This is a genomic window from Hyunsoonleella sp. J2K-J805 (assembly GCF_057167125.1).
The window spans coordinates 900,174-926,921 of sequence record NZ_CM169901.1 but is presented as its reverse complement, the minus strand read 5'-3'; the positions used below and the strand labels follow the sequence as shown (position 1 = coordinate 926,921).

Here is a 26,748-nt window from a genome sequence, read left to right as displayed (position 1 = left end):
CTAAACATAAACGAACGATGTATTGCGTTCAAAAAACATGTTTAATTTTACAGTTATATTTAATAGTAGATGAAAGATTTATTTGATAAAATTTACAAGGATAAAGGGCCTTTAGGAAAATGGGCGGCTCATGCGGAAGGGTATTTTGTGTTTCCTAAACTTGAAGGAGAGATTTCAAACAGAATGAAATTTCAAGGCAAAGAGGTGATTACTTGGAGTATAAATGATTATTTAGGTTTAGCAAATCATCCAGAGGTTAGAAAAGTTGATGCAGAAGCAGCTGCAGAATATGGTTCCGCTTATCCTATGGGGGCTCGTATGATGTCTGGCCATACTAACCTTCATGAGCAATTACAAAATGAATTAGCTGCATTTGTTAAAAAGGAAGCAGCATATCTTTTGAATTTTGGATATCAGGGAATGGTATCTACTATTGATGCGCTTGTTTCTAAAGATGATATTATCGTTTATGACGTTGATGCACATGCTTGTATCATAGATGGTGTACGTTTGCATATGGGTAAACGTTTTACCTACAAGCACAATGACGTAGATAGTTTAGAGAAAAACTTAGAACGCGCCACTAAAATGGCAGAACAAACTGGAGGGGGTATTTTAGTGATTTCTGAAGGAGTGTTTGGCATGCGTGGTGAGCAAGGACGTTTAAAAGAAATTGTTGCGCTTAAAAAGAAGTTTAAATTCAGGCTATTTGTTGATGATGCTCACGGATTTGGAACTCTAGGAGCAACAGGAGCAGGAGCAGGTGAGGAGCAAGGTGTACAAGATGATATTGATGTGTATTTTGCAACATTTGCCAAATCTATGGCTAGCACAGGTGCTTTTATAGCGGGCGACCAGGAAATCATTGACTATTTAAAATACAATTTACGTTCTCAAATGTTTGCAAAATCATTGCAAATGCAATTGGTGAAAGGCGCCCTAAAGCGCTTGGATATGTTGAGAACAATGCCAGAGCTAAAAGAAAACCTATGGAAGATTGTCGATGCGCTTCAATCTGGTTTAAAAGATAGAGGTTTTGACATTGGTACCACTCAAAGTTGCGTGACTCCTGTATATCTGAAAGGTAGTATTCCTGAAGCAATGGCACTAGTTAAGGACTTGCGTGAAAATTACGGAATATTCTGTTCTATAGTGGTTTATCCTGTGATACCTAAAGGATTAATTTTGCTGCGAATGATTCCAACTGCTACACATACTTTAGAAGATGTAAGGGAAACGTTGGATGCTTTTGATGCCATTAGGGATAGATTGCAAAACGGAACTTACAAGCGCTTATCTGCGGCTGTAATGTCTGCTATGGGCGAATAAGAACATTATAAAATGTTATAAAAAAGGTTCGATATAAACTATCGAACTTTTTTCTGTTTATAAATCTTTTCTGAAAGTTTTCCTTTTTCTATAGACTTCTGGATTGAAATGTTTCCAAATATTATGAATGGCGTGGTTGTCCTCTAATTCTGGTGTACGATAGCACATTTTAATCCCTTTTTCGGTAAATGTATTGTAATATTCATTAAAAATAACAGCATGAACGCCTTTGTTTTGATATTCCGGGTGAATGCCAATTAAATAGAAGTTTACATCCTTACTGTGTTTTTTAGCTTTTAGGATATGCGAAAAACCAAACGGAAACAATTTCCCTTTAGCTTTTTGTAATGCTTCGGCATAAGACGGCATTACAATAGCAAAGCCAATAAGTTTATCATCTTTATCTACTACGAACTTTATGTATTCTGGATTGATAAAATTCAAGAATTTCTTCTTAAAATATTCTTTTTGAATATCAGTAATGGCAACAAAACTAGATAGGGAAGCGTAGGTTTCATTAAACAAATCAAACATTTTATCAGCATATGGCATAACCTCTTCGGTTTTATTAAAAGTTAATGCTTTTAGTTGATATCTGCGCTTTATAAGTGCTTGGGCTTTCATAAAAGTATCGGGGTCTACATTAGAAAAAGGAAATCTACTTTCTATATAGCCTTTTTCAATGTTGTACCCTGCTACCTCATAGTGCCTAATGTAATATTCGTGGTTGTACCAAGTAACCATGGGGGTAATTGCATCAAAACCTTCATCTATTACCCCAACTTTATCGAGATTTGAAAACCCAACTGGTCCTTCGACGAATTCAAGGTTGTTTTCTGCTCCTATAGCTTCTACTTTTTCCAATAATGCTTTTGAAACATCCAGATCATCAATAAAATCAAACCAACCAAAACGCATTTTCTTTTGACTCTGGTTTTTCACTTCCAACCAGTTAATAATAGCCGCCACACGCCCAACTATTTCATTATTTTTATAGGCCAAAAACAGTCGTGCATCTGCATCATTGAAAACTGGATTTTCATTCTTGTCAAAAGTTTTTAATTCTTGACTTATAATTGGCGGCGTCCAGTATTTTGAGCCTTCATACAATTTAAAAGGAAACTTAACGAATGCTTTTAAATGGCGTTTGGAAGTCACTTCTTCTACTCTAATCATAAATCCCAGTCTTAGATGGATTATTTGTCAAAATCTTCATCCTTTCTTTTGCGTTTTTTAGCTTTATTTTCATCTGGTGCGATATCTTTTTTGCTTTTTTTCTTTTTCCTCTTCGTTTTTCCTCTTCTAATCTTTCTTTCTAATTCATCCTCGGCTGAATTCCCATTATCAATTTCTTTGTCCCTGTGAAAATCAAACCTGTAAGAAGCACCTAATGTTAAATTTAAAACTGAAGGCGTATCTTTTGTGTTAAATGTTACAGCAGTATCTAATTGGAAATTTTTGTCCCATAAATATGCCCCACCAAAGCGCAATAAATTATCTGCATAAAAATCACTTTTAATACCTTGGGTTTCTCCAAAAACTACCCATTGTGGACTAAATGAGTGCGTAAGTGTTAAAATATATGAAAAATCAGATTGGTTTGTGCCAATTCTATCCTTAATCAAATTCATTACAAATACCCAACCGCCATTAAAATTATTTTGAGTAGCAATCATTACTTTGGGACTAAATCCTTCAATACCTGGAGCGGTATAAGGATTATTTTCCGTATCATAATTTGCTCCAACATATACTGCCACAGCTGGAATTAATGATTTCCATCTAAAGCTGTGATTAGCTTTCCAACTGTAAAGATTTGGTTTTTCACTTTCAGCGTTTTTGTAAGGGTCAAAAATAAGATATTTAGCCCCAAGCGTGAGATATCTAAAGTTGGAACGTGGTTCTTCAGTTGTTAAAGTTGAGATATTTCTTCTTGTGTCATTCTGATAATTCCCCTCAATATTTATTTCAAGTTGCTCAAATAGCAAGCCATATCTCGCTGAAAAATCCACACCAAAACCTGAAATTTCATATTGTGGTTGCGGTGTTCTTTCTTCTTGTATGTATAGTGGGCCAACTTCAAATTGCAGCACGTTTGTTCCTACTGAAAAGGCACTTCTGGACAAACCAGGTCTGTTGGAGTTTATGACTTCTGTGTACTGTGCAAAAAGGCAATTGCTGCCAATCAATACAGAGGCAATAAGCAGATGTTTAAAGATTTTCATACGAATGATTTAGGGTAAGAAATATTAAGATATCGGGATTAGGTTGGTTTTCCATTATTTCAAATATAGATATTTTATCTTTTTTTTATGTTTTTTCAACGTTTTTTAAACCTCTAGAATTGTATTTTTGTATTTAATTATTAATAAAAGCTAATATGGGTTTATTAAGAACCATACTTATAATAGTTTTAGTTTACTACGGAATTAAGGTCCTTTCAAGGGTATTTGCTCCTTTTTTGTTTAAATATGCTACTAAAAAGGCAGAGGAAAAGTTTGGTGGTCAGTTTAATAACCAGCGTCAAGAACCCCTTAAAAAGGAAGGTGAGATTAGTATTGATAAGATACCCAGACAAAAACAGTCAAATAAAGATGTTGGAGATTATGTCGATTTCGAGGAAATTGACTAATTTCATCCCTTAGTGTTTTAATCTTTTTCCATGCAGCTCTTATTTAAGAAATCACTTTCACATTTATTTATTTTAGTCGGATTTGTTATTGTTTCGCTTGCTTATTTTAATCCTGTTTTACAAGGAAAACAAATATATCAAAGTGATATTGTGCAATACATTGGCATGTCTAAGCAGCAAAAAGATTTTAAGGCAAAAACGGGAGAAGAAACGTATTGGACAAACAGCGCTTTTGGAGGTATGCCCACCTATCAATTGGGGGCGAGGTACCCGCATAACTACATTAAAAAATTAGACTTAACATTACGCTTTTTACCAAGACCAGCAGATTATTTGTTTCTCTATCTGTTAAGCTTTTATATTTTGTTGTTAGTGCTAAAGGTGGACTTTAAGCTGGCAGCTTTAGGGGCTTTAGCTTTCGGTTTTTCTACATATTTAATAATTATTCTAGGTGTGGGACACAACAGTAAGGCCCATGCTATTGCTTACATGCCTTTGGTTCTAAGCGGAATAATTTTAGTGTTTCAGAAACGATATGTTCTTGGGTTCTTATTGACAGCAATAGCGATGGGATTAGAATTGGTGGCGAACCATTTTCAAATGACGTACTATTTGCTCATTCTTGTTATTGTTTTAGGTGTTGCCTATTTGACTGACGCATACAGAAAGCGGATGCTGCCTCATTTTTTTAAGTCTATAGCTATTTTGTTTGCTGCAGTGGTTTTAGCCGTAGGATTAAACGCAACAAACGTGCTGGCAACCCAAGAGTATGTAAAACATAGTACACGAGGTAAAAGTGAGCTAACTATAAACCCTGATGGTTCTCCAAAAGAAGTAACATCAGGTTTGGATAAAGATTATATTACGCGATTTAGCTACGGCGGCTGGGAAACGTTCAACTTGTTTATTCCTAGGTTTATGGGAGGTGGTAATGCTGAAAACTTAGGTAAGGACTCCAAAACATATGATGCTGTTAGAAAACTGGGTGCATCTCCAGCACAGGCTTTAGACCAAGCAGAACATGCGCCAATGTACTGGGGAAATCAACCCATTGTTGAGGCTCCGGCCTATATTGGCGCAGTTGTTTTATTTCTATTTGTGTTTGCGTTATTTTTAGTCAAAGGCCGCTTAAAATGGTGGCTTGTGGGAGGAACAATACTAGCACTCTTGCTATCTTATGGTAAGAATTTAAATTTTTTGACTGATTTTTTTATTGATTACGTGCCGTTGTATAACAAATTTAGAGCGGTAACTTCCATTCAGGTAATTTTAGAGCTATGTGTGCCAGTGCTTGCTATTTTTGGTCTGGTAAGGCTTTTGAATGATTTTAATAAAGACGAGGAGAAGCTAAAAGCCTTAAAATATAGTACCTTGATTACCGGAGGATTGGCTTTGGTGTTTTTGCTTTTTGGGCGTTCGATGTTCGATTTTGTTGGTGCGAATGATGGTAGGTATATTCAGGCTCTAGGTCAAGATTTTATTAGGGCGGTTAAAGATGATAGGAAATCAATTTTTACTGCTGACACCTTCAGGTCATTGGTTTTAGTGTTGCTCTCGGCCTTATTGATTTTTGGTTATCTGAAAAACAAAATGAAGGAGCATTGGATGATTTTAGGATTTACGGCTTTAATTTTATTTGACTTAGTTGGCGTGAATCGTCGCTATGTTAATGAAGATGATTTTGTGTCGTCAATACAAATGTCAAAGCCATTTACAGCGAATCAAGTGGATAAGCAAATCATGAATGACACCTCCCATTTCAGGGTGTTCGATTTGGTTTCTGGCCCTTCAAAACCATCGTACTTTCATAATTCGTTAAATGGTTACAATGCTGCTGAATTAAAGCGTTATAGGGAAGTTTTTGATTGGTATGTGTCTCGTAACAATATTAATGTCCTTAATATGTTGAACACAAAATATATTATAGCACAAGACGAGGAAGGCAACGTTTTTCCTTATGTAAATGATGAAGCTAATGGAAATGCGTGGTTTGTAGAGAGGTTATTGGTGGTGCCATCTGCAAATGAGGAAATTAAGATTTTAGATAGTTTGGATACTAAACGCGTGGCTGTAATTGATTCAAAATATCATGCTTCAGATTTTAAAAATAGTTTTGAGGTAGATTCTATTGCTAGTATTGAAGTTGTTGAATACAAGCCTAATTATATAAAGTATATTGCTAAAAACAAAAATGAGGGGTTTGCAGTGTTTTCTGAGATATATTATCCAACGGGGTGGAAAGTCACGGTTGATGGGGAAGAAGCTGAGTTCGCCCGTGTAAACTATGTTTTAAGAGGCATGCCACTTCCAGCTGGAGAGCATACCGTAGAGTTTAGGTTTGATCCAGATGTTGTAAAAGCAGGGAGCTCTATTTCATTAGCAAGTTCTGCTATTCTTGTTATATTGCTGCTTGTAGGATTATTTTTTGAGTTTAAGACCAAAAAGAGTGCGTAAAAAAGTACTCATAGTAACCTATTATTGGCCCCGGCTGGAGGTCCGGGAGTACAGCGTTGGCTTAAATTTGTAAAATACTTGCCTAGTTTTGGTATCAAGCCGCTTGTTTTTGTACCCGAAAACGCCAATTATCCGATAATTGATAAAAGCCTTCAAGCTGAAGTTTTAGATGATATTGAAGTAGTAAAGCTACCTATTTCCGAACCTTATAAGTTGGCTCAGCTTTTTTCAAAAGGAAAAACTAGTACCATAAGTAAGGGTATAATTAGTGAAAATAAAAAGCAATCAATAGCGGAGAAGTTGATGCTTTTTGTAAGGGGTAATTTTTTTATACCTGATGCTAGAGTTGGGTGGGTAAAACCTGCAACGTCCTTTCTAGTGGATTTTATTCCAAATAATGATATTGAAACCGTTATTACTACGGGGCCTCCCCACAGTATGCATTTAATAGGGCTTAACCTAAAGCAAAAGCTAGGAGTGAAGTGGTTGGCAGACTTTAGGGATCCATGGACGACTATTGGATATCATAAACAATTGAAGCTTACAAAGTCATCTCAAGGAAAACATAAAGCTTTAGAAAGGCAAGTGCTTTCAAATGCTGATAAAATCGTTGTAACATCTTCGGTTACTAAGCACGAATTTCAACGCATAACAAAACAACCAATTGAAGTGATTACTAATGGATATGATGATGAAGTTAGAGGATCTGTTGAGCTAGATTCTAAATTTACAATATCACATATTGGCTCTTTACTATCCAAAAGAAACCCTGAAATTCTATGGAAAGCAGTTTCTGAATTAATTTCTGAATATGAGGATTTTAAAAATGATATTCAATTAAATTTTGTTGGCTTTATTAGTGAAAATATATTAAAAACAATTGCTAGTTATAATTTAAGTAACAATATAAATGAGGTAGGTTATGTTTCACATTTAGAATCAATTAAATATCAAAAAAAATCTCAATTATTATTACTTATAGAGATAGATTCTGAAGATACAAGAAGTATCATACCAGGTAAGCTTTTTGAGTATATGGTCTCAAACAGACCTATCCTTTCCATTGGCCCAAAGGGATCAGATATTGAACAAATTATTGAGGATACAAATACAGGGACATTCTTTAACTACCAAGATCTGGAATCGTTAAAAAAAACTATATTAGACCATTATAAGGCTTATAAAAAAGGTAATTTAAAATCTAGTCCTGTCGGATTACAGAAATACCATAGAAAGGCACTTACGCAATCATTGTCAAATTTATTATAATGGGCATTGTAGCTTCTCAATCATTTAAAAATATAATTTCTACGTACATAGGTTTTTTAATTGGAGCCATTAATACATTGTTTTTGTATGTAAATTTTATGAGTGACACATATTACGGTATGGTCGGTTTTATGCTGTCTGCGGCTTTTGTACTGATGCCTCTTATGGCCTTTGGCGTTAACAATACACTAGTAAAGTTTTATTCATCGTTTAAAACCCGATTATCCTTAAATAGTTTTTTAACACTCATGTTGTTTCTGCCGCTGGCCGTAATTATTCCATTAAGCATAATAAGTTATTTAACTTATGAAACTATTGCTGATTTTTTGTCTTCTGAAAATGCTTTGATAAAGGATTATCTGTGGCACATGATTATAATAGCAATAGCTTTGGCGTATTTTGAGGTGTTTTTTGCTTGGGTAAAAGTGCAATTGCAAACTGTTTTTGGCAACTTTATGAAAGAGGTTTTTCATAGGACAGGAGTAATGTTCCTGCTCTTTCTGTTATATTTTGAAGTTCTGAGTATAGAACAGTTTATGATAGGCATTGTATTAGTATATGTTCTGCGAATGTTGATAATGATGTTCTATGCCTTTAGTATAAAACTGCCTGTATTGGTATTTAAAAAAGTTAATGGTATTAAATCTATTTTAAAGTATTCGCTTCTCATAATTGTAGCGGGATCCATTGCAACAATACTATTAGATGTAGATAAGGTAATGTTGGGTAAATATATTCATATTAAAAACGTGGCTTATTACAACGTTGCTATTTTTATAGCGGCGGTAATAGCTGTACCACAACGTGCAATGCATCAAATACTACTTCCGCTTTCAGCTAAATATTTAAATGAAAGGGATATGGATAGTCTAGCTGACTTGTATAGGCGTAGCTCTTTAAATCTCCTAATTGTGGCTGGACTGATTTTTTTGTTGATTGTTCTCAATATAAATCAGCTATACACATTGATCGATATAGAATATAGCGTTGGCCTGTATGTTGTGCTACTTATTAGCTTCACTAAGCTCTATGATGCAGTATTAGGCAGTAACAATGCCATTTTATTTAATAGTAACTATTATAGAATAGTCCTAATACTGGGCGTTGTTTTGGTGGTGGTAATGATTTTATTAAATATAGTTTTAATTCCTGTTTATGGATTAAACGGCGCTGCTTTGGCGACTTTTATTGCTGTATTTTTATACAATACATCAAAGCTAGTGGTGGTTTACAGGGTATTTGGTATTACTCCTTTTTCTAGTAAAACGTTTAAGGTGTGCGCATTAATAATTCTTATGGGGCTTTTGGGTTACTTCTGGGATTTTAATTTTCACGCAATTTTAAACATTTTATTAAAATCGGTAATTACTGTTATCATGTTTTCTATTGTAATTTATAAGATGAATTTTTCTTCAGATATTAATACTTTTGTAAACAATCTACTTGCCAAATTAAGAGGTAAGTAATTACAAACAGAAAACCCCACGATATTGCTTTGAGGCATACATATCGCAGGGCTTTCTTAACTAACCAACCAAAATTTATTTATCTTCTTCTACGTGTAGAATTAGATGATGTATTGTTATTTCTAGAAGTGCTTCTACTTTGCGTGGCTCTAGAGTTTGTTTTTCTTGTAATTCTTGAAACACTAGAAGCTGGTTTTGAGCTTCTTGAAGATCTGTTTACAGTTTGTCCAGAGCTTCTATTTGTGCTTCTACTGTTATATATACGAGTGTTATTTGCTTTTGGTTTTTTCACAACCGTTGTGCTTCTATTTCTCGTTACTTGCTGAGACGAATTTCTTTTTGGGCTTTGTCTTACAGTAGTACTATTTTGCTTTCTAACATTAGTATTACTGTTTCCTCGCGTTCTATATTGAGAGTTTCTATTATTAGTAGCGCTCTCACGTCTCACGGTACTGTTTCCTCTGTTTTCAACTCTAGAATTTGTTCTGTTAATACTTCTACTTTTTGTGTTTCTATCATTAGTATTAGCAATTCTTCTAGAATTGTTATTTCTTACTTTATTATCTCTAGAAACTGATCTTCTAGTGGAGGCAACAGTATTTACTTTTGTTCTATTTCTAGCACTTCTGTTAACAGTGGCATATTTTCTATTTCTTACAATAGTATTGCCTCTTCTGTTAGCAATGGCAGTTCTAGGTCTAAAGTTATTACGGAACGGTCTGTTGTATACATATCTTACAGGGTTATAAAACTGTCTGTAAGGTCTATTGAAAACAACACAGTGGTTAAATACCGGTACACTGTAAAAACGGTGCCATGGTCTAAAAACATATCTACGATTAAATGGGTTTATAAATCCTGTATAGTGCGAAAATCTATTGAACCTGTTATAGTGAACAAATAGTCCGCCAATACGGTTTATACGACCAAAATTATTGTAAAATATATTTACATTGCCAACTTGTGCTACACGACCATAGAAGTCGTAGAATATAGGCGTGTTTTCAATTTGAATAACAGCACCAAATTCATCATACTGCACGTAGGCATTATAGTTAAAACCAGAATTGAATGTAATGTTTGCATTAGGTCTGCCTATTGATATAGCCAAATCTGGCTGATATCTCAAGATATTGAAATCAAACTGTCCGTCTGGGAATATAGAAAACTCTATACCATTTTCAACAAATATGAAAGAGTTGCCATAACCTCTGTAAAATGTTGATACAGTATTGTTTTCTAAATTGGTTGTAGCGGTAGCAGAAAATCCTCCTAGGATTATTGCTGCAAAAAATAAAATAAACTTTTTCATAATTGTGAAATTTTAAGGGTTCGGTTAGATATTTACAAACAGCGTGCCAAAAAACATAAATATTTGATTTACAATTAGGTAAAAATTTTTATAAGTCTAAATTCTTTTCTTAAATTTAGGATTGAATAACATAGTATGGCAAAACATTTAGAAATTTGTAAAAACTGTGAGCAACAGTTCAACGAAGGGTTTAACTATTGCCCAAACTGCGGACAACAAGCCAAAGATGAGCTTACCGTTAAGGTATTATTTTATAATACTATAAGCAATTATTTTTCGTATGACGCTAGGTTTTTTAAGAGTTTTTTGCCTCTGTTGATTAAACCTGGATATTTAGCAGCTAAGTTTATTGAAGGCAAGCGTTTGTTGTATTTACATCCAGCGCAGATATACCTGTTTATAGCGGTGGTGTTTTTCTTCTTGTTTTCATTTGTTCAAAGAAGTCAAGTTGAAACTTTAGATAGCAAATTAGCGCAAACTCTAACAAAAGATGTATTAATTAGTGAAGTAGATAACGAACGTCTTAAAGATTCTATATTAAGCGCCAAAAAAGCTTTGAAAAGTGCTGAAGATTCAATAGCAAGGCTAAAGATTAGGAAAGCTCTGCAGGACAGTAAATACATTACGGGCTATAATAACAAACAAATAGACTCTTTAGTGGCAAGGGATGATTTTAGTAAAAATGATAATATAGTTTTAAGTTCAGACTTTAATATGCAGTCGTTGGATTCCTTAATTGGGGATGGGGCTTCAGATGACACCCTTTACAAATCTATGGGCATGAGCGACGATGCTGGCTTTTGGGAAAGACGATTGTACAAGCAAGCCTTAAAGTTTTATAAATCAAGAAAGGGAGGGAGCATTCTTCAGGCATTTTATGATGCCATTCCTATTGCGATGTTTTTTCTATTGCCAATTTTTGCACTGATATTAAAAATTCTTCACCTAAAAAAGGGAGTATATGCACATCATTTGGTATTTAGCTTTTATTATTTTTCCTTTTTATTTACTGTTTTTAGTATTGTTCTTGGTATAAATTTCATTTTTGATGTGCCAGATTGGATAGACTCTTTAATTTTACTTTCCACTTTTATATATTTAGTAATGGCTTTAAAACGTTTTTACCTTCAAGGATGGTTTAAAAGCTTTTTTAAAGGTGCAGTAGCTTCGTTCATATTTCTTTCGGTTGTAACGCCAATTACATTTGCGCTACTTGGTTTGTTTGCCTTTTTGTTTTATTAGGAAGGATTTTACTTTTTAAAGTTTGTCTTTCAGGTACCTTCCAGTCTCAGAATATTTTACCGTTATAATGCTTTCAGGAGTCCCAGAAGCGATTAAATTTCCGCCGTCCTCGCCACCTTCAACCCCTAAATCAATTATGTAATCCGCGCACTTTATCAATTCTAAATTATGTTCAACCACAATTATAGAATGCCCTTTTTCAATTAAAGCATTAAAAGATTTTAAAAGTTTTTGAATATCATGAAAATGAAGTCCTGTGGTAGGCTCGTCAAAAATAAAAAGTGTTTTATCCTTGGAGTTGCCTTTTCCTAAAAACGTAGCAAGCTTTATACGTTGAGCCTCACCACCAGAAAGGGTAGACGAACTTTGACCTAGGGTGACATAGCCTAATCCAACATCTTGTAATTGCTGTAATTTATTTTTGATTTTATCTTGCTTATTGTTTTCAAAAAATAGGATGGCATCGTCAATAGTTAGATTTAAAATATCATCAATAGTTTTGTCGGCAAAAGTAACTTCCAATACTTCTTTTTTAAAGCGTTTGCCGTTACAGGTTTCGCACTCTAAATGTACATCTGCCATAAATTGCATTTCAATAGTTACTTCACCTTCACCTTTACAGGTTTCACAACGCCCGCCGTCAACATTAAACGAGAAGTGTTTTGCTTGATAGTTTCTAATTTTACTCAATTTCTGTTTAGAAAACAAAGCGCGAATATCATCGTATGCTTTAATATAGGTAACAGGATTGGAGCGTGATGACCTGCCAATTGGGTTTTGATCTACAAACTCTATTTGTTTGATATTACTAAAATTACCGCCAATTTCAGAAAACTGACCAGCCTTCTCTCCAAAATCGGTAAGTTTTTTTTGTAATGCGGGATATAAAATCTTTTTTACTAGGGTGCTTTTTCCACTTCCTGAAACACCAGTAACTATGGTAAGCATTTCCAAAGGGAATGTTACATCTATATTTTTTAGGTTATTTTCACGCGCTCCTTTAATATCTATATGATATTTTGAAGTTCTTCTATTTTTAGGAACTTCTATTTTAAAACTTTCGTTTAGATATTTAGCTGTTAAGGATTGTGAGGCTAAAATATCATCGTAAGTGCCTTTTGCTACAACTTCGCCTCCAAAAGTTCCTGCCTCTGGGCCAATATCGATAATGCTATCGGCGGCTTTCATGATATCTTCATCGTGTTCAACCACGATAACCGTATTTCCCAAATCACGTAATGATTGCAATACAGATATCAAGCGCTCTGTATCTTTTGGGTGCAGGCCTATGCTCGGTTCGTCCAATATATACATCGAACCCACTAAACTACTGCCTAAAGACGTCGCAAGATTAATACGTTGGCTTTCTCCACCAGATAGCGTGTTCGATTTTCTATTGAGCGTTAAATAGTCTAGGCCAACATTCGCTAAAAATGATAATCTGTTGTTTATTTCCTTTAATAAACGATTCGCAATTTTGGTGTCATGGTCATTCAATTCTAATTCTTTAAAAAACTGAACTAGCTTTTTAATAGGCATTTCCACCAAATCAGTTATCGATACTCCATGTATTCTTACATAATTAGCTTCAGGGCGTAAACGCTTGCCATTACACGTTTTGCATTTAGTTTTTCCACGGTACCGCGATAACATTACCCGGTTTTGAATTTTATAGGCCTTTGATTCTAATTCAGCAAAAAAGGAATTTAAGCCTTCAAAATATGAATTGCCGTCCCAAACAAGTTGTTTTTGTTCCTTCGTAAGTTCAAAATAGGGTTTATGTACGGGGAAATCGAATTTGTGTGAATTGTTTACTAATTGATCCTTGTACCAGCTCATGCTTTCACCTCTCCATGGAAAAATAGCACTTTCATATACCGAAAGCCCTGTGTTTGGAATAACCAAATCCTCATCAATACCAATAATATCTCCATAACCTTCACATTTGGGGCAAGCACCATATGGATTATTAAAACTGAACAGGTGTATATTTGGCTCTAAAAAAGACATACCGTCCAGTTCAAATTTATTGCTAAACTCTGCTGTTTTTTTATCAGACAAGGTCTCGATGACACATTCGCCCTTACCTTCAAAAAATGCCGTTTGAATGGCATCGGCTAATCGATTTTTAAAATCTTCCTCGTGTTTTACTATTACCCTGTCTACAACCAACAAAACCGTTTTATTTTCAGCTATGGTTTTTATTTCATCAATTCTTAAAACATCTTCATTAACTTTTACTCTAGCATATCCCTGCTGTTGTAATGTTTTCAACTTGTTGTCCATTGTACGGCCCTCTTCAAGATGAATTGGAGCAAGGAGCAATAGTTTTTCACCCTCAGGAAAAGACATAATATGTTTTAAAACATCTGCAACCCTATGCTTCTTCACCTTATTTCCAGAAATAGGAGAGATGGTCTTACCGATTCTAGCAAACAGCAACTTTAAATAATCATAAACCTCTGTAGTTGTACCAACTGTTGACCGTGGATTGGTAGAGTTTACCTTCTGTTCAATAGCAATAGCTGGTGCAATACCTTTTATGTAGTCCACTTTTGGTTTGTTTAATCTACCTAAAAACTGGCGGGCATAACTCGACAAGCTTTCCACATACCGCCTTTGTCCCTCTGCGTAAAGTGTGTCGAATGCCAAACTAGACTTTCCAGAACCAGACAGACCGGTTATCACTACCAATTCATTTCTGGGAATAACAACATCAATATTTTTAAGATTGTGCAATTTAGCACCTTTAATAATGATGTTTTCTTTTGGATTTACTTCAGAAATTGCAGTATACATAGGCTTTTAAGGGAATAATTTTGCAAAGATACTACAACTATATGAGCTTAAAAAATGAAGTGTAGTTACCAAAAATGTTAAAAAAAGATGTTAATTTTTGCTTTTTAGGAATGATTGTTGTTATATTTGAATTGTTAATAACTTATTAAAAACACTCGTCTATAGCATATAATTACTTTTAAAACTAATAACCCCAAGCCTCGAAGTACTCAACTTCGTGCATTAAAAGTAAACATTATGCAAAAAGAACTTATTACTGATGCTACTTTAGTTAGTAACTACATTAAAGGACAAGAAAGTGCGCTAGAAACTCTCATTAAAAGGCACAAACACAAAATTTACAGTTTTATTTACTCAAAGGTCTACGATAAAGATATCGCTGAAGACATTTTTCAAGATACGTTTATAAAGGTGATACGTACCTTAAAAAGAGGTGCTTACAATGAAGAAGGTAAGTTTTTACCATGGACTATGCGTATTGCGCATAATCTTGTAATTGATCATTTTAGAAAGAGCAACAGGATGCCAAAGTTTGATAATACAGGCGAGTTTAGTATTTTTTCTGTGCTTAGTGACAATGCGCTAAATGCTGAAAAAAGTATCATTAAAGAGCAAGTAGAGAGCGATGTAAGACGTCTGGTTGAAGAGTTACCGCAAGATCAAAAAGAAGTACTGCTAATGCGTATTTACAGCGATATGAGTTTTAAAGAAATTTCAGATCGTACAGGTGTAAGTATAAATACTGCACTGGGCAGGATGCGTTATGCACTTATTAACCTTAGAAAGATTATTGATAAGCACAATATTGTTTTAACCAATTAATCAGGTGTATAAAATATTTTGGGCATTCCCCTCGATGTACCTCTAGAAATTTTCAATAAACATACGTACTCGGGTCGCGCTTTCCGTTGCAAGTCCTCACTCCGCTATGGCTTCGTTGTGGGCTTTCCACTGCAATCCCTAATGCGAGTTAAGTTAAATGTACAAACAAAAGTTTATAATGTGAGTGTTTTGCGATATCTAAGCTAAATATTGCTTTTAGAAATGGCCTGTTTTAAGTAAAAAAAAGCTCAATACAATATAAAAAAGTTTGCTACGTTATTATTTTGAATTAACCCTTAAAATGATAAAATGGCAAAAATTTACTCTGAGAATTCACTTGAAAGCACCAAAAACCTTAAGCCTAAGGATGAAACAATTAAATTTCTTTTAAACTACTCAAAGGCTTTAAAGGTTGTAAACGGTAAAACCGAGCAGTACGAGTTGCTTCTTAATTAATACTAAAAAGTCCTGATTTGTGAGAATCAGGACTTTTTTATTTTCTTACGATAGTTCAATCAAAAACCCATATGTCTGATTTTATCATGTTGTCATTATTTCTACCACCAATCAACCAAATTTCATCTTTGTAAACAGTTGCTCCATGGCTGTACCTTCCCGAAAAAGGTGCGTTGTTGGTTGCCGCTATCCAATCTTCACCATTATTACTATACCAAATATCGTTTTTTGTATTATTGTTGTCTATACCTCCAATAATCCAGATTTTGTTATTGTATACACTACAAGAATGAGATGCTCTCTTCGAAAATACTGTATTCGTGTTTTGTCTTAACCAGTTTATTCCATCTGTACTGCTCCATACATCATTCAATGGTCCACTATTACCATAACCGCCTATTAACCAAAGACGATCATTAAGAACACAAACTTGACTTCTTAATCTTGGAGGGAAGGCAGCATTACTAGTTAGTTCAGTCCAATTACTACCATCTTCGCTATACCAAATATCATTAGCTCTCTCATTACCTGAACCGTATATTAGCCCACCGATTAACCACATTTTATTATCAAAAACAAACGAAGAGTGGCCATATCTTCTCAAAAAAGGTGCATTGTTTGTAGCTTCTATCCATGTAAAGCCATCTACACTGTACCAAACGTCTTTTCCTACTGTTGGGCTTGCACCACTAGTATTTATAGATCCTCCAATTACCCACATTTTATTATCGAACACTACAGTTGTATGACCGGATCTGTTTTCAAAAGCAACATTAGCAACTGACAACCAATTCACTCCATCTTCGCTATACCATACTCTACCATTATTAGGAAATCCGTTGTAACTTCCTCCTATGACCCATAATTTATTATTAAACGCAGTTACAGTATGGTAAGATAATGGGGTTGCGCTTGAGCTACTGCCTGGTGCGATATCAATATTATGGAATTCAGAATTTGGAATGTTTAGTCCTCTAGTTGTAAAAGTAAATGTATTACTTTCAGTTGAAGCATTGTTGGTGTCTTTAGCTACTATCTTCCAATTATATGTTTCATATAAGGATAAAGGGTTTTCTATTTCAAACCTCACATCTGTTAAATTTTCTACGATTAGGCTTAATGGCTCACCTGAAATACCTAAGTATAAATCGTACGTCACATTATCTCCATCAAGATCATTAGCTTCATCCCATGAAAATTTAGGCAATATATCTACACCAACACTATTATCTGCTACACCAATAAGCGAAAATGTTTCAGGAGGTGTATTTTGTTTAATTTCATCATCTTTACTACAAGAAGTAAGTGCTATAAATATAACTAAGATGAATTGTGTTAAATTTTTGTATTTCATTTTTCTAATTTTTTATGTTAAAATCTTTTCTATTCTTTTTTGAATTTAAATTTGTGATAATCTTTTGATATACTCTATTTTGTTGAAAACCATTGATGATCACCAGTAAACCGTTTTAAGGGTTTTCCGCTTTCTGAATAAAAATCATGTGTTTCTCCATTTCCTTGAACTGCAATGATATTCAAGCTGTCCATATTCCAATTATCACCAAACATTCCTCCTCCAAATGTAGTTTGTAGTTTAACAGAATCTATTTGATTTCTATAAACAGGTTTGTTTAGGTATAATTCTACAGTTTGGTTATTATTATCAGGCCAGCGATGTTTTTTATTTATATTTAAAATAGTTTGTTTGGTGCCGTCTTTAAAATGAATGTGTAAATGCACATTGTCGTTACCTCCTCTTAAATCATCGCCACCAGTTCTTATTGTTACTAATAACCTATTAATCTTTGTGCCATATGTTTTAGGAGGAAGCTTAATACGTGGCGGGCTTTTGTGTTTGTATCTTTTATCTAAAAAATAACTTCGCCATTTTTTACTTGATTCGGTTTGTTCAATAAATTTTCCATTTTTAATATCACCTACTAATTGTTTGTAATGGCTTTTGTTACTTACTGGCACAAGAGCACATATACTGTTTGGATAATTAGGGTCATAAATATAAATTCTAACATCATTTCTGCATGGGTCTTTTTCTTTTTTTCCAGTATACCCATTTAAATCATAACCAATAGCAAGCACTTGGTGGTGACTAGTAGGGTTATTATGAATGTTAAGTAACCCTAAAGGAATTGGTTGGTTTCTATCTATACATTTTTTTAATTCAAAAAGCCTTCCTTCTAAGCCCCAATAGAAAAATTCGCTGTCTCTTATGCCAAAAGGATTGAGAGTATACTCTGCAAACTTATCAAGATTTGCAAATGAGTTTTGTTGACGGTCAAAAATATAGCTATGAAGTTTAGAGCCTATTGATGGTTGAAAGTTCTGTTTCGGTATTTCTAATTTTGATAAGAAATAATCATTTGCAGCATAAGCCATTCCTCCGCAGAGTCCATTTAACGTAAATTTTATACTTCCAGCATCACCAACTGTACTCTTGAATTTGTTACGAAATTTGAATCCATGTAACTTTGGTTTAAAAGTTGTCACTTTAAGCTTTGATAGGTTTTTAGCAGGCTTTAATTTCCATTTTTGAGCTTTTCCATTGTTAGGCGCCCACATCCAAATTGGTGTTCCGTCCTCAGGTTTTGCCCATTGTACATCGAGATTAGTTCCTAATTTGGATTGAATATAGTGGTAGCCATTACCGGCATTAACGAATTTCCATTTAGTATTGTTATTGCCTTTCCCTTGCCAAATTACTGCACGTGCTTTGGGTTTATTGGATTCATTTTCAATATGAATGTATTTGCCTAATGCAGATTTAATATAAAAGTACCCGTCCTTAGCGTCTTCTAATGTGAATTTTTGTGCTACCTTCCCGTTAAATGTCCATAAATGCAATGGTGTTCCATTATTTGGGTTTGCCCATTTAACATCCATATATTTACCAGCAATTATTGATTGGAAATAATAAGTTTCTCCATCCTTTTGTGAGTATAGTTTTGTGCATACAAGAATTGTGAAAATTATAGCAAAAGTCTTTAATTTGTGATTTTTCATAATTTGTGATTATTTATTATTAATAGCTGCTACAAATCTTCAACCAAACCATAAATAAATCGATGACCCATAAACCCAAAACACAAAGGGTGTTCAACTAAAAATAAAAGGGTGTTTTAACCCTAAGGCTTTAGGTTGTTAAACAATCTGAAATACAGGAAGTTATTTGTTAATTTGTAAGTATTGTAGTAAATTCAATGTCTAACTATTAACAATTTTTATTATGAGAAGAATAATTTTAACAGCATTTGTAGTTTCTGGGGTATCCATATTTTTAACTTATTACACGTTAAATAAAAAACATTTAACAGAAAAGGCTGAAATAATTAAAAAGTGCAAAAATGGGTCTAATGATTCTGGAAGAGAAAAAGGTGATATATGTATGAATTATGGCGATAGCGGAATAAGTACTTTAAGTGTTAAGCTTATACGTGATATGACCTCAAGTTATCAAAAAGGATCGGACTACTTAGCTAATCATAAACATAAGCCTTTTGATGCTCAGTCAGTTTGGTTCGATTTAGAAACACTCAAGAAATTTATTTATCAAATTGAAAACTCTTCTAGAAGTCTACCTAACTTTAATATAAAGGAGACACCTTTGGGAGTGCGCATGTATTATTCAGATTATCCAGTTAGTAATCAATGGAACAACTATGTAGACTTATCTAATTCATCATTGGGTCAGGATTTTGAACTGATGCATACACTAATTATGATTCCTACTATTAGAAAGGGTATGCTAAATGTAGATTTTAATTTAGACACTAAAGCACCTATTAAATTAGATATAGACAGCTTGATAAATAAAAATCCAGATGCAAGAATTCAGGCTTATCTTAGTGTGGATGATAGGTTTTCTGCCCAAAACCACGGCAGTTTAATACCTCCAATGCAGAACACTGAAAGGCAGGCAGCTTTTATAAATCAGTAATATGCAAGAGTTGATTTCAGTTTTGAGACCTTTGCTTCTGGTTATTTACTTCACTTTAGCGATGGTTGTAATTTTACGTTTTCCAAAACTGAAAGAAACGTATTGGAAATGGTTTTGTTTTTATCTAATTTTTATTGTCATCCAAGAATACTTCTGGTATTTTGAAAGTTTCTTTGGCGCTTCTGTAAAGCAAAAATATTATGCGTATATAGGTATTCCTGTACAGTACTTGTTTTTTTATTGGCTTTATGCTTTTAAGTCTTTAAAGAATAAAAGTCTGTTCACTTGGTGTACTGTACTGTATTTGATCGCTTTTATAGCGCAATTATTTCAAGAAAAACTTAACGTTATAAATTCAATTAGTATGATTGTTGGGGTTTTATTAATGACCATATTGGTTTTTATGGAGTACATCAAGCAAATTAGGACTGATGATATTCTTAGGTTTAAAGAAAACAAAATGTTTTACATAAATTTAGGCGTAGTTTTATTTTATATTGGCACTTTGCCTTTTTTTGCTTTTTACCAAGAATTTTTTAAAAGAGGTTTCTTTACGCTTATTGATTGGTACCATCTTTATTTCAGAATCTCAGTCTGCCTAATGTATATGTTATTCATCTGTTCGTTTATATGGGGGAAACAACCTTTAAAATAATACAGGTTATTTTTTATTTGTTTTTTGCTGTATTTATTGCGGCAATATTCATTTTTATTAGAGAATACCGTATTAAAAAACGATTACATTTAAAAAAGCTAGAGCGTATGGATTTGCAGCATAAAAAGGAGTTGTTAGAAACCCAAACTGAAATACAACAGGAAACCATGAAGTATATTGGCAGGGAAATACACGACAATGTGGGACAAAAACTCACTTTATCCAGCTTGTATCTTCAACAATTGCTATTTGAAAACAAAGCACCTAATGTAAACACCAAGCTAGATGAGGTAAATACTATTATAAATGCCTCTTTGCAGGAATTGCGAAATTTATCAAAATCGTTAACAGATGATAATATTGAAAACAGTACGCTTTCAGAGTTGCTTAGGGTAGAGTGCGAAAAAATAAAGTCTCTAAAATCTTATGAGGTAATTTTTAATGATAAATTAAATATTCATTTATCATCATATCAAATTAAAAGTATTTTGGTACGTGTAGTTCAGGAATTCATTCAAAATAGTATCAAGCATGCGGGGTTCAAAACCCTCGAAATGTCAATTTCAAATACAAAAGATGTCTTAATGCTAAATATAAAAGATGATGGCAAAGGTTTTAATGTTGAAGAACACGCCTCAAAAGGCATAGGATTAAAAAACATGAAAAAGCGTATAGAACTCATTAATGGTGATTTTAAATTGAAGAGTGCTGCTGGCGGAACTGAACTGAACCTAAAAATAGCCATTAATGAAGTATAAAATTGCAATAGTAGACGATCATATTTTGATAGCCAAAGCATTACAAAGCATAATTTCAAAATTTAGGAGTTTTGAGGTCATCTATATATGCGAAAATGGAAAGGTGTTGCAGGAGAAACTTAAAACAGAGCCATTGCCAGAGCTAATACTTTTAGATATTAGCATGCCAGTTATGGATGGTTTTGAGACTGCCAATTGGCTTAAAGCGACCTACCCAAATGTTCACGTTATGGCATTGAGTATGCAAGACGATGATAAAAGTTTGATAAAAATGGTGAAAAACGGAGCAAAAGGTTATATGCTGAAAAATACTCAGCCTCAAGATTTAGAAAGGGGCCTTGAAACTTTAATACGTAAAGGACATTATTTTCCAGAATGGGCATCTAGCAAAATCTTTATGTCTATTAATGATAACTCTATAAATACTAGCGTAGCATCTAATTTATCGGATAGAGAACAGGAGTTTTTAAAATATGTGGCTACGGAGATGACTTATAAGGAAATATCAGAAATAATGTTTTGTAGCCCAAGAACCGTTGAAAACTATAGGGATAGCTTATTTGTAAAACTGGATGTAAAATCTAGAGTAGGTTTAGCGGTTTACGCGCTTAAAAATGGATTTGCAGAATAAACCTTATTTTTTCTTCTTCTTATAATACTCCTTAATCACCGACTTCCGCCCAATAGTCTTGGTAATCACATCCTTATCCAAGTCCCAACCACGGGCAGGAGAATATTCTCGTCCATACCAAATAATCTGTAAATGCAAATCGTTCCATAATTCTTTTGGAAATAGACGTTTTGCGTCTTTTTCAGTTTGCACTACATTTTTACCATTGCTTAAATTCCAGCGGTACATTAATCTATGAATATGCGTATCAACTGGAAATGCAGGTACACCAAACGCTTGTGACATCACTACGCTTGCTGTTTTATGTCCTACTGCGGGAAGCTCCTCTAAAGCCTCAAAACTTTGGGGTACTTTACCATCGTGTTTTTCTATTAATATTTTTGATAAACCATGAATGCCTTTGCTTTTCATTGGAGATAAGCCTACGGGTTTTATAATATCCCTTATTTCTTCTACTGAAAGTTTTATCATATCATAAGGGTTATCGGCAACTTCAAATAATAGCGGTGTTATTTGGTTTACGCGCACATCTGTGCTTTGGGCAGACATTAAAACTGCAATCAATAATGTGTAGGGGTCTTTATGGTCTAGAGGAATTGGTATATGCGGATAAATATTGTTTAACGTTTTTATAACAAAGTCTACACTTTCTTGTTTTGTCATTTGGTCGTATTTTTGTAAAACGAAGTTAATAAATTATTAAACAAAAAATTGGTATGACGACATTAAAAGCAGGGGATAAGGCGCCCGATTTTAAAGCCTTAGATGAACAAGGAAACACCGTTCAATTAAGTGATTATAAGGGGAAAAAGTTGGTGGTATTTTTTTACCCAAAGGCAAGTACGCCAGGGTGTACAGCAGAAGCATGTGATTTAAACGATAATTTTGATCGCTTTCAGGCACAAGGCTATGAGATTTTAGGGGTAAGTGCAGATAGTGCTAAACGTCAATCTAATTTTAAAAATAAATATGAGTTTAAATATCCATTGCTTGCAGATGAAGATAAAGCTGTAATTGAAGCCTTTGGCGTTTGGGGACCAAAAAAGTTTATGGGTAGGGAATATGATGGTATCCACCGTACTACATTTATAATTGATGAAAATGGTATTATTGAAAATATCATTACAAAAGTAAAAACTAAAGCACATACTGCTCAAATATTGGAGGCATAAAAAAAGAGCCAAATGGCTCTTTTTTTTATTTTTTCTTCCTTGCTGTGCGGTTTTTTAAGGTTAAGGGTTTTAGAGGTCTTCTGGTATAGCCGAATAGCCTAAAATCCTTTATTAAATCTGCTGTGCCTTCAGGTAGCATATCTTCCCAACCAGGTTCTCCTGTTTCAATCATTCTTAAGGCTTCTCTAGAGAAGATATTCATGATGCTTTCATCGTAGTCCTCAATGTCAATAACTTTTCCATTGTACTTAAAGAACTTGTAAAGCTCCTTCATTCGAGGATACACTTTAAGGTTTTCACTATTTATTAATTCTCCTGTTTTCGGGTCGAACATAGGGTATAGGTATACCTTTAAGTCCTTGAAGAATAATTTTCCGAAAGCTTCTAAAATTCCTCCACTAATATGACGATAATATTTCTCGTCAAATATATCGATGAGGTTGCTTACGCCCATTGCTAGACCCATTCGTGCCTTAGTGTAATTAGAGAAATACTCAACCACCTTATAGTATTCTTGGAAATTAGAAATCATTACAGATTGCCCAAGTGCACATAGCAAATCAGCTCTATCAATAAAATCTTGCTCATCTATTTTGCCTTCGGCGCGTAAGTTTGATAATGTAATTTCAAAAACCACCACAGTTTTATCAGGGTCAACCTTGTTCTCTTGTACAAACATTTCATATGACTTTTTATACATAGCCATATTAACCTTAGTCACCGGTCTAAAACTTCCGCGTAATGCCAGAATGTTCTTCTTGTAAAAAATTCTAGCTGGTAGAACATTGTTCCCATCAGGGCCGAACATTACGGCATCCGTCATGCCATTTTTTACAAGCTGCAAACTCATTAATCGGTTGTCTACATTTTTAAATACCGGTCCTGAAAAGTTTATAGTGTCAATTTCCAGTTGATCTTTGTCCAAGTGGTCATAAAGGTATCTTAGTAGCTTTTTTGGTTCGTTGTATTTATAAAAGGCACCGTAAATAAGGTTGGTTCCTAAAACACCTAAGGTTTCTTGTTGTAAACGGGCATCAGTCTCTTTAAATCTTATATGCAGGATTATCTCGTTATAGTCCGCACCGGCTTCAACCTGATATTTAATTCCGACCCATCCGTGGCCTTTAAATTGTTTCGCAAAATCAATGGTAGCTACTGTATTGGCATAAGTGAAGAATATTTTATCAGGATTTTTATCTCTTGTTATGCGCTCTTCCATTAATGCCATTTCGTGGACGAGCATTTTTCGTAACCTAGATTCGGTTACATAGCGTCTATCATCTTCAATTCCATAGATGGCATCACTAAAATCTTTATCATAGGCCGACATAGCCTTCGCTATTGTGCCAGAAGCTCCACCAGCTCTAAAAAAATGCCTCGCGGTTTCTTGTCCAGCGCCAATTTCAGCAAATGTTCCGTAAATATTTTCGTTTAAATTTATTCTGAGAGCCTTAGATTTTAATGAAGGGATATCATCAAATTCTCTATCACCTTGTATGCTAATTTCCATAAACTATAGGTTATTGCAATTTTTACGTAAAGATACCAAATAACCATAGTTTACAAAAAAATAACCCTATTTTTGTTTAGAAAAATCACACGTTTTGGAGGTAACTTTTTTAGGTACTGGCACGTCTCAAGGCATTCCTGTAATTGGGAGTAAACATCCAGTATGTTTGAGTGAAGATGCAAGGGATAAAAGACTTAGAACTTCTGTTTTAATTGAATGGGGGGAGTACAGTTATGTTATCGATTGCGGACCAGATTTCAGGCAGCAGATGTTGCGTTGTGGATGTGAAAAAATTGATGGTGTTTTATTTACCCACGAACACTCCGATCACGTTCTTGGATTGGACGACATTCGTCCATTTTATTTTAAGCAGGGAAATATTTCAATTTACGCACACAAACGCGTGTTAAAAGCCTTGAAAAAGAGATTTGATTACATTTTTACGACTGAGAATAGATATCCTGGAGCACCTTCAGTAGATATTTATAAAATAAAAAATAGGCCGTTTAAATTAGGAAACATTGAAGTTTTACCAGTTAAGGGCTTACATTTTAAGCTTAAGGTTTTTGGGTTTCGATTTAATGATTTTTGCTACACTACAGATATAAAGTCTATGAATCAAAAGGAAAAAGACAAGTTAAAAGGTGTGAAGGTACTTGTAGTAAACGCGCTAAGGATTGCCCCTCATTATTCTCATTTTAATTTGGAAGAAGCATTAAATTTTATAGAAGAAATAGGGCCAGAACGTGCTTATTTAACGCATATAAGTCATTTGTTGGGCTTTCATGCTGAGGTAGAAGAGCAATTGCCTGAAAATGTGTTTTTGGCCTATGACAATTTAAAAATTACAGTATAACAGATGAAGCAGAAGATTTTTATGTATCTATTTGTGTTCGCACTATTGTTAGTAATATTTCAATATGCAAACGCTAAGCGAATTTTTGACGATCAAAACAGCAAGTTAGAGAAGTATAAAGCAAAAGCTGAAAAGTTAAAGGATTCTTTGAATGTTCTTCAAGACGAAATACTTAACCTATCACATTTTAATTTAGAACGAAATGAAGATGCGCTTAGTTATTTTGAACAGGATGGGTATGATGTAAGTACATTAATTCCTCTCATTAAGGATGAAATTTATAGCACTAATGAAGCGAAAGGCCAGCATCCCATCGTGCCTTATGCGTCTACTGAAGGCAGAAAGATGTTGATAAACACGGTAAAGTTATTGAACCACAAATGGTTTATTGCCGATTTTTCAGATGGAGAGTATTGGGGAGAAGTGATGGTGAATTATTATATAAACGAAGATAAAACAGTTGATTTCGAATTAGCTGAATCCTTCTTATATCCATTTGATTAGGCTTTATTCAACTCTGTAAGCGGTTCCTTTAGCTTTTGTTATTTCGCCAACATAAGAATATTCAAAAGTATATGAAGAGTCGGTGGTTTGCAGGATTTTTAGGTGTACATCCTTTTGCTCTGCCATGTTTTTTGGGTTGATTGTTCTAAAAATCACCTCACAATCATTAATCCATCTTATTTCGGAAGAGTCTGTGTGATTGTCATAGGTTTCAATTTGCAGTTGCTCTGTTCTTGTAAACCTTGATTTGTACACTACATCATTGACAACCGATTCGCTGTAGAACTTTCCAGTTCTAAATTCTTTACAATTACGCTCCGTTTGATAACAAGAAGTAATCAAGGATAAAGCACAGAAAAGCAGAATCTTTTTCATTTATGACAAATTTGTTGCAAAGCTACAAACTAGAAGTTTATTTTTCGAAATTTTCAAAACTTCCATCAGAATAAAAAATAACAATCCTCTCAATTTTCTTTTGCAACGTATTATTAGGCTCTATTATATTCTCTGGAATTTTTTTGACTGAAGGAGTAGGTGCTACCTTTTCGGTTTCTAATGGTTTTGGAAAAGTACCTTTGCCATTTAGTAACCAATATAATTCTACTTCAGGAAAAGTAGATAACACTTTTAAAACGAACTCTAAACTTGGCTTATTTCTACCACTTAAAATATGTGAAATACTAGAGCGTTGTACTCCAATTTTTTCAGCAAAAGAGGAAGCAGATTCACCATAATATTCGATAACTTTTTGGAGTCTTTTAGTGAATGCCTCGCTGTTTATCATTGTAAATTAGTTTCAAACTAGATTGGTTGTTACAAATGTAATAAAAAGCTTCAAATAACACTTATTACAAGTTGTTAATCTTTATATTTATTTAATTTTTTAGTTTAAATAAAATTAACCATATAGCTGAATTACAATTAATTAA

Annotated in this window: 25 protein-coding genes; 15 read left to right on the top strand and 10 right to left on the bottom strand. The window is 34.0% G+C overall.

Features of this window, described 5'->3' with window-relative positions; translation table 11 throughout:
• Positions 1 to 69: 69 nt before the first annotated feature.
• Positions 70 to 1,329: a cysteate-C-fatty acyltransferase gene (gene capB, locus AC1B0Z_RS04105; protein WP_483794284.1), complete on the top strand. Its 1,260-nt coding sequence runs from the start codon at positions 70 to 72 to the stop codon at positions 1,327 to 1,329.
• A gap of 57 nt (positions 1,330 to 1,386) precedes the next feature.
• Here the strand turns inward: capB and AC1B0Z_RS04100 are convergent, their stop codons facing one another.
• Together AC1B0Z_RS04100 and AC1B0Z_RS04095 are read right to left on the bottom strand one after the other, a co-directional pair.
• The gene (locus AC1B0Z_RS04100; RefSeq protein WP_483794283.1) at positions 1,387 to 2,505 is read right to left on the bottom strand and encodes a GTP cyclohydrolase; all 1,119 of its coding nucleotides are present in this window, start codon (positions 2,503 to 2,505) and stop codon (positions 1,387 to 1,389) included.
• 20 nt (positions 2,506 to 2,525) lie between these two features.
• Complete coding sequence (locus AC1B0Z_RS04095) at positions 2,526 to 3,554, bottom strand: transporter (protein WP_483794282.1); 1,029 nt, start codon at positions 3,552 to 3,554, stop codon at positions 2,526 to 2,528.
• Positions 3,555 to 3,709: 155 nt separating this feature from the next.
• Here AC1B0Z_RS04095 and AC1B0Z_RS04090 point away from each other — a divergent pair, with 155 nt between their 5' ends.
• From AC1B0Z_RS04090 to AC1B0Z_RS04075, 4 genes are read left to right on the top strand one after another with little or no spacing between them, the layout of a single operon-like run.
• Complete coding sequence (locus AC1B0Z_RS04090) at positions 3,710 to 3,961, top strand: DUF4834 family protein (RefSeq protein ID WP_483794281.1); 252 nt, start codon at positions 3,710 to 3,712, stop codon at positions 3,959 to 3,961.
• Positions 3,962 to 3,991: 30 nt separating this feature from the next.
• Positions 3,992 to 6,415: a YfhO family protein gene (locus AC1B0Z_RS04085; RefSeq protein ID WP_483794280.1), complete on the top strand. Its 2,424-nt coding sequence runs from the start codon at positions 3,992 to 3,994 to the stop codon at positions 6,413 to 6,415.
• A 24-nt stretch (positions 6,416 to 6,439) separates the two neighbouring features.
• Complete coding sequence (locus AC1B0Z_RS04080; protein WP_483794279.1) at positions 6,440 to 7,684, top strand: glycosyltransferase; 1,245 nt, start codon at positions 6,440 to 6,442, stop codon at positions 7,682 to 7,684.
• Positions 7,684 to 9,150, top strand: a complete 1,467-nt coding sequence (locus tag AC1B0Z_RS04075; RefSeq protein WP_483794278.1) for an oligosaccharide flippase family protein — start codon at positions 7,684 to 7,686, stop codon at positions 9,148 to 9,150. Before AC1B0Z_RS04080 ends, AC1B0Z_RS04075 begins: the two co-directional genes overlap by 1 nt.
• Before the next feature lie 79 nt (positions 9,151 to 9,229).
• Here AC1B0Z_RS04075 and AC1B0Z_RS04070 read toward each other — a convergent pair whose 3' ends face one another.
• Entirely contained in the window at positions 9,230 to 10,462 is a 1,233-nt protein-coding gene (locus tag AC1B0Z_RS04070) for a hypothetical protein (protein WP_483794277.1), read from the bottom strand.
• A 135-nt stretch (positions 10,463 to 10,597) separates the two neighbouring features.
• Here AC1B0Z_RS04070 and AC1B0Z_RS04065 point away from each other — a divergent pair, with 135 nt between their 5' ends.
• A complete protein-coding gene (locus AC1B0Z_RS04065) occupies positions 10,598 to 11,704 on the top strand; it encodes a DUF3667 domain-containing protein (RefSeq protein WP_483794276.1) in 1,107 nt (368 codons plus the stop codon).
• A 15-nt stretch (positions 11,705 to 11,719) separates the two neighbouring features.
• Here AC1B0Z_RS04065 and uvrA read toward each other — a convergent pair whose 3' ends face one another.
• Positions 11,720 to 14,503, bottom strand: coding sequence for an excinuclease ABC subunit UvrA (gene uvrA, locus AC1B0Z_RS04060; protein WP_483794275.1), 2,784 nt, complete (start codon positions 14,501 to 14,503; stop codon positions 11,720 to 11,722).
• Between the two features lie 237 nt (positions 14,504 to 14,740).
• Here uvrA and AC1B0Z_RS04055 point away from each other — a divergent pair, with 237 nt between their 5' ends.
• Positions 14,741 to 15,325 carry an RNA polymerase sigma factor gene (locus AC1B0Z_RS04055; protein WP_483794274.1) on the top strand — a complete coding sequence of 195 codons (585 nt, stop codon included), beginning with the start codon at positions 14,741 to 14,743 and terminating at the stop codon, positions 15,323 to 15,325.
• Between the two features lie 309 nt (positions 15,326 to 15,634).
• Positions 15,635 to 15,781: a hypothetical protein gene (locus AC1B0Z_RS04050; protein WP_483794273.1), complete on the top strand. Its 147-nt coding sequence runs from the start codon at positions 15,635 to 15,637 to the stop codon at positions 15,779 to 15,781.
• Between the two features lie 55 nt (positions 15,782 to 15,836).
• On the opposite strand, the gene AC1B0Z_RS04045 is transcribed toward AC1B0Z_RS04050, so the two are convergent.
• Together AC1B0Z_RS04045 and AC1B0Z_RS04040 are read right to left on the bottom strand one after the other, a co-directional pair.
• On the bottom strand, positions 15,837 to 17,135 hold the full coding sequence (locus tag AC1B0Z_RS04045; protein WP_483794272.1) for a Kelch repeat-containing protein: 1,299 nt from the start codon (positions 17,133 to 17,135) through the stop codon (positions 15,837 to 15,839).
• Between the two features lie 74 nt (positions 17,136 to 17,209).
• Complete coding sequence (locus AC1B0Z_RS04040) at positions 17,210 to 18,799, bottom strand: RICIN domain-containing protein (protein ID WP_483794271.1); 1,590 nt, start codon at positions 18,797 to 18,799, stop codon at positions 17,210 to 17,212.
• A gap of 223 nt (positions 18,800 to 19,022) precedes the next feature.
• On the opposite strand from AC1B0Z_RS04040, the gene AC1B0Z_RS04035 reads away from it, so the two are divergent.
• From AC1B0Z_RS04035 to AC1B0Z_RS04020, 4 genes are read left to right on the top strand one after another with little or no spacing between them, the layout of a single operon-like run.
• Complete coding sequence (locus AC1B0Z_RS04035; protein ID WP_483794270.1) at positions 19,023 to 19,733, top strand: hypothetical protein; 711 nt, start codon at positions 19,023 to 19,025, stop codon at positions 19,731 to 19,733.
• A gap of 1 nt (position 19,734) precedes the next feature.
• Positions 19,735 to 20,388: a hypothetical protein gene (locus AC1B0Z_RS04030; RefSeq protein ID WP_483794269.1), complete on the top strand. Its 654-nt coding sequence runs from the start codon at positions 19,735 to 19,737 to the stop codon at positions 20,386 to 20,388.
• Positions 20,364 to 21,146: a sensor histidine kinase gene (locus AC1B0Z_RS04025; RefSeq protein WP_483794268.1), complete on the top strand. Its 783-nt coding sequence runs from the start codon at positions 20,364 to 20,366 to the stop codon at positions 21,144 to 21,146. Before AC1B0Z_RS04030 ends, AC1B0Z_RS04025 begins: the two co-directional genes overlap by 25 nt.
• A complete protein-coding gene (locus AC1B0Z_RS04020; protein WP_483794267.1) occupies positions 21,136 to 21,777 on the top strand; it encodes a response regulator transcription factor in 642 nt (213 codons plus the stop codon). Before AC1B0Z_RS04025 ends, AC1B0Z_RS04020 begins: the two co-directional genes overlap by 11 nt.
• Positions 21,778 to 21,780: 3 nt before the next feature.
• On the opposite strand, the gene AC1B0Z_RS04015 is transcribed toward AC1B0Z_RS04020, so the two are convergent.
• On the bottom strand, positions 21,781 to 22,440 hold the full coding sequence (locus AC1B0Z_RS04015; protein WP_483794266.1) for an endonuclease III domain-containing protein: 660 nt from the start codon (positions 22,438 to 22,440) through the stop codon (positions 21,781 to 21,783).
• A gap of 53 nt (positions 22,441 to 22,493) precedes the next feature.
• On the opposite strand from AC1B0Z_RS04015, the gene bcp reads away from it, so the two are divergent.
• Complete coding sequence (gene bcp / locus AC1B0Z_RS04010) at positions 22,494 to 22,949, top strand: thioredoxin-dependent thiol peroxidase (protein ID WP_483794265.1); 456 nt, start codon at positions 22,494 to 22,496, stop codon at positions 22,947 to 22,949.
• A gap of 25 nt (positions 22,950 to 22,974) precedes the next feature.
• Here bcp and AC1B0Z_RS04005 read toward each other — a convergent pair whose 3' ends face one another.
• On the bottom strand, positions 22,975 to 24,459 hold the full coding sequence (locus tag AC1B0Z_RS04005; protein ID WP_483794264.1) for a TonB-dependent receptor: 1,485 nt from the start codon (positions 24,457 to 24,459) through the stop codon (positions 22,975 to 22,977).
• Positions 24,460 to 24,553: 94 nt separating this feature from the next.
• On the opposite strand from AC1B0Z_RS04005, the gene AC1B0Z_RS04000 reads away from it, so the two are divergent.
• Positions 24,554 to 25,315 (top strand): MBL fold metallo-hydrolase, encoded by a 762-nt coding sequence (locus tag AC1B0Z_RS04000; protein ID WP_483794263.1) that lies wholly within the window; start codon positions 24,554 to 24,556, stop codon positions 25,313 to 25,315.
• Between the two features lie 3 nt (positions 25,316 to 25,318).
• Positions 25,319 to 25,819 (top strand): hydrolase, encoded by a 501-nt coding sequence (locus AC1B0Z_RS03995; protein ID WP_483794262.1) that lies wholly within the window; start codon positions 25,319 to 25,321, stop codon positions 25,817 to 25,819.
• A gap of 3 nt (positions 25,820 to 25,822) precedes the next feature.
• On the opposite strand, the gene AC1B0Z_RS03990 is transcribed toward AC1B0Z_RS03995, so the two are convergent.
• A complete protein-coding gene (locus AC1B0Z_RS03990; RefSeq protein ID WP_483794261.1) occupies positions 25,823 to 26,194 on the bottom strand; it encodes a DNA topoisomerase IV in 372 nt (123 codons plus the stop codon).
• A gap of 37 nt (positions 26,195 to 26,231) precedes the next feature.
• Positions 26,232 to 26,603 (bottom strand): helix-turn-helix domain-containing protein, encoded by a 372-nt coding sequence (locus AC1B0Z_RS03985; RefSeq protein ID WP_483794260.1) that lies wholly within the window; start codon positions 26,601 to 26,603, stop codon positions 26,232 to 26,234.
• Positions 26,604 to 26,748: the final 145 nt, after the last annotated feature.

Bases quoted from the DNA above. Each gene is read 5' to 3' on its own strand.
- AC1B0Z_RS04040 (WP_483794271.1), bottom strand. From the start codon at position 18,799: ATGAAAAATCACAAATTAAAGACTTTTGCTATAATTTTCACAATTCTT.
- AC1B0Z_RS04050 (WP_483794273.1), top strand. From the start codon at position 15,635: ATGGCAAAAATTTACTCTGAGAATTCACTTGAAAGCACCAAAAACCTT.
- AC1B0Z_RS04025 (WP_483794268.1), top strand. From the start codon at position 20,364: ATGGGGGAAACAACCTTTAAAATAATACAGGTTATTTTTTATTTGTTT.
- AC1B0Z_RS04090 (WP_483794281.1), top strand. From the start codon at position 3,710: ATGGGTTTATTAAGAACCATACTTATAATAGTTTTAGTTTACTACGGA.
- AC1B0Z_RS04100 (WP_483794283.1), bottom strand. From the start codon at position 2,505: ATGATTAGAGTAGAAGAAGTGACTTCCAAACGCCATTTAAAAGCATTC.
- bcp (WP_483794265.1), top strand. From the start codon at position 22,494: ATGACGACATTAAAAGCAGGGGATAAGGCGCCCGATTTTAAAGCCTTA.
- AC1B0Z_RS04030 (WP_483794269.1), top strand. From the start codon at position 19,735: ATGCAAGAGTTGATTTCAGTTTTGAGACCTTTGCTTCTGGTTATTTAC.
- AC1B0Z_RS04015 (WP_483794266.1), bottom strand. From the start codon at position 22,440: ATGACAAAACAAGAAAGTGTAGACTTTGTTATAAAAACGTTAAACAAT.
- AC1B0Z_RS03990 (WP_483794261.1), bottom strand. From the start codon at position 26,194: ATGAAAAAGATTCTGCTTTTCTGTGCTTTATCCTTGATTACTTCTTGT.
- AC1B0Z_RS04085 (WP_483794280.1), top strand. From the start codon at position 3,992: ATGCAGCTCTTATTTAAGAAATCACTTTCACATTTATTTATTTTAGTC.
- capB (WP_483794284.1), top strand. From the start codon at position 70: ATGAAAGATTTATTTGATAAAATTTACAAGGATAAAGGGCCTTTAGGA.
- AC1B0Z_RS04070 (WP_483794277.1), bottom strand. From the start codon at position 10,462: ATGAAAAAGTTTATTTTATTTTTTGCAGCAATAATCCTAGGAGGATTT.
- AC1B0Z_RS03995 (WP_483794262.1), top strand. From the start codon at position 25,319: ATGAAGCAGAAGATTTTTATGTATCTATTTGTGTTCGCACTATTGTTA.
- AC1B0Z_RS04035 (WP_483794270.1), top strand. From the start codon at position 19,023: ATGAGAAGAATAATTTTAACAGCATTTGTAGTTTCTGGGGTATCCATA.
- AC1B0Z_RS04005 (WP_483794264.1), bottom strand. From the start codon at position 24,459: ATGGAAATTAGCATACAAGGTGATAGAGAATTTGATGATATCCCTTCA.
- AC1B0Z_RS04075 (WP_483794278.1), top strand. From the start codon at position 7,684: ATGGGCATTGTAGCTTCTCAATCATTTAAAAATATAATTTCTACGTAC.
- uvrA (WP_483794275.1), bottom strand. From the start codon at position 14,503: ATGTATACTGCAATTTCTGAAGTAAATCCAAAAGAAAACATCATTATT.
- AC1B0Z_RS04065 (WP_483794276.1), top strand. From the start codon at position 10,598: ATGGCAAAACATTTAGAAATTTGTAAAAACTGTGAGCAACAGTTCAAC.
- AC1B0Z_RS04095 (WP_483794282.1), bottom strand. From the start codon at position 3,554: ATGAAAATCTTTAAACATCTGCTTATTGCCTCTGTATTGATTGGCAGC.
- AC1B0Z_RS04020 (WP_483794267.1), top strand. From the start codon at position 21,136: ATGAAGTATAAAATTGCAATAGTAGACGATCATATTTTGATAGCCAAA.
- AC1B0Z_RS04045 (WP_483794272.1), bottom strand. From the start codon at position 17,135: ATGAAATACAAAAATTTAACACAATTCATCTTAGTTATATTTATAGCA.
- AC1B0Z_RS04055 (WP_483794274.1), top strand. From the start codon at position 14,741: ATGCAAAAAGAACTTATTACTGATGCTACTTTAGTTAGTAACTACATT.
- AC1B0Z_RS03985 (WP_483794260.1), bottom strand. From the start codon at position 26,603: ATGATAAACAGCGAGGCATTCACTAAAAGACTCCAAAAAGTTATCGAA.